3 protein-coding genes are annotated in these 1,266 nt (G+C 55.8%); 1 reads left to right on the top strand and 2 read right to left on the bottom strand.

The features are described from left to right. Positions 1-78 precede the first annotated feature (78 nt). A complete protein-coding gene (locus tag HIJ39_RS22995; RefSeq protein ID WP_243239928.1) occupies positions 79-516 on the top strand; it encodes a GNAT family N-acetyltransferase in 438 nt (145 codons plus the stop codon). 3 nt (positions 517-519) lie between these two features. On the opposite strand, the gene HIJ39_RS22990 is transcribed toward HIJ39_RS22995, so the two are convergent. Continuing rightward, on the bottom strand, positions 520-900 hold the full coding sequence (locus HIJ39_RS22990; RefSeq protein ID WP_169103349.1) for a VOC family protein: 381 nt from the start codon (positions 898-900) through the stop codon (positions 520-522). A gap of 168 nt (positions 901-1,068) precedes the next feature. Then, positions 1,069-1,266: hypothetical protein (locus HIJ39_RS23945; protein ID WP_207711885.1), on the bottom strand; the 198-nt coding region annotated here is incomplete at its 5' end.

Genomic DNA, 1,266 nt, shown 5'->3' with positions numbered 1-1,266 from the left:
AACAAGTTTTCGATTCATACCACAATTATACAATGATGGATAACCATAGATAAAGTTTTAAGAAACTGTTAAAACCCGTTGGTCACCCAATTCACCGTATGGCAACCGAATGACCGCTCCGCTGCGGAACGCTTTCTTCAGGATGCCATGGCCCATACGATGGCCACCCGCCGCCGAACTTTCATCCTCGGCATCCATCATCGGGCAACCGGCCGCATCATTGGTGGGGCCCGCATCACCGTGCAAAAACCGGAACATCGCCTGGCGGATATCGGATACGTTCTTCATCGCCAATTCTGGAATCACGGCTTAGGCACCGAGGCCGCTCGGCTGTTGGTACAGTTCGGCTTCGAGTCCCTGCATCTCCACCGGATTGAAGCGACCTGCGATCCGGCCAACATCGGCTCCCGGCGCGTTCTGGAAAAGGCCGGCTTCCACCTTGAGGGCCACCTTCGCGAGCATCTCTGGGTTCGCGGCCGCTGGCGCGATTCCTTAATCTTTGCCGTCTTGGAGTAAAAACTATCCAGCTGAGCCATACGAGCGCGTCAAAATCTCTAAATTGTGCCCGCTCGGATCCGAAAAATAAAATCCCCGCCCATTGTCGAGCGTGTTAATTTCGCCTTGCCGCCGGTGCCCTGGATCGGCGAAATAGGGGATGGCCGCCGCTTTGACACGCGCGAAAATCGCATCGAAGGACTCCTCATCCCCGAGAAACGCATAATGCTGCGGGCGAATTTCCCGGGCGTCATCAAAATCGAGCGAAACCCCGTTATCCAATTCCACCGTGATAAAGTGCCCGAAGGCCGAAGGTGCACCAAGTCCCAGTATCCGAGCTAAAAAGACGGCAGAGGCACGTTTGTCGCGGCTATGCACGATGGTGTGGTTTAATTCGACCGGCATTTCCCTCACCCTTCCCCCATACAGGCCCTCTTGCGCATCGTGGTACTTTCGACGCGGTTTTCGCGTCCTCCCTGCGTTCCTGTTTCGATGCAATGTATGTCTTTGCGCCCAAGAATTGCTGTCCCGGCGTGGACATCAGACGATTCGTTTTGTTATACGCCTCAAGTGCTAGCCGAAGTCCTTCCATGCTAGCCGTCTCGCGATGCGTGGAAGCGGGAAGTGGCAATAATCTGCCACGCCGTGTGACATGGTGCGAAGCCAGTGAGAACGGAGAGCATGGCGTCGCACCGGCCTAGCAGCTTGTGTGCGTAGTCGGTCCGCGATGCCGTCGCTCCGCATGTAGAGTAGCCCGTTAACTCGACCCTC

Origin of the sequence: Sulfobacillus harzensis (assembly GCF_012933365.1) — a bacterium.
GTDB classification, from domain to species: domain Bacteria; phylum Bacillota; class Sulfobacillia; order Sulfobacillales; family Sulfobacillaceae; genus Sulfobacillus_B; species Sulfobacillus_B harzensis.
Note: the sequence above shows the minus strand (reverse complement) of the source record. Positions and strands in the feature narration are given on the sequence as shown.

Excerpts from the sequence above, each read along its gene's own strand:
- HIJ39_RS22990 (WP_169103349.1), bottom strand. The coding sequence starts at position 900 with ATGCCGGTCGAATTAAACCACACCATCGTGCATAGCCGCGACAAACGT.